Annotated in this window: 1 pseudogene; it reads left to right on the top strand. The window is 41.8% G+C overall.

Features of this window, described 5'->3' with window-relative positions:
* Positions 1 to 304, top strand: a pseudogene (locus tag ACYQ2O_RS13100) (IS5/IS1182 family transposase); the annotation flags it as partial.

Raw genomic sequence — 304 nt, 5'->3', positions numbered from 1 at the left:
TCGCAGATGCTGGATATGGCAGTGAAGAAAACTATGAATCCATCATCGATGACTATGAAAAGATCCCTTTGATCCCTTACGGCATGTATAACGCAGAACAAAAGAAAAAATATAAACAGGATCCGAAACGCCGGGATAATTGGTCTTATGACGAAATAGAAGATGCTTATACCGACTTGGACGGTGTGCGGTTTAGTTTTACCCACTACAGCACACGTGTGGATAAACAGGGATATACGCGTCAGTTTAAAGTGTACACAGCAGACAAGGAACAAATGGATGACAGGCTGAATAAACTAGCCAA

This window comes from Alkalibacterium sp. m-11, assembly GCF_054658155.1.
Note: the sequence above shows the minus strand (reverse complement) of the source record. Positions and strands in the feature narration are given on the sequence as shown.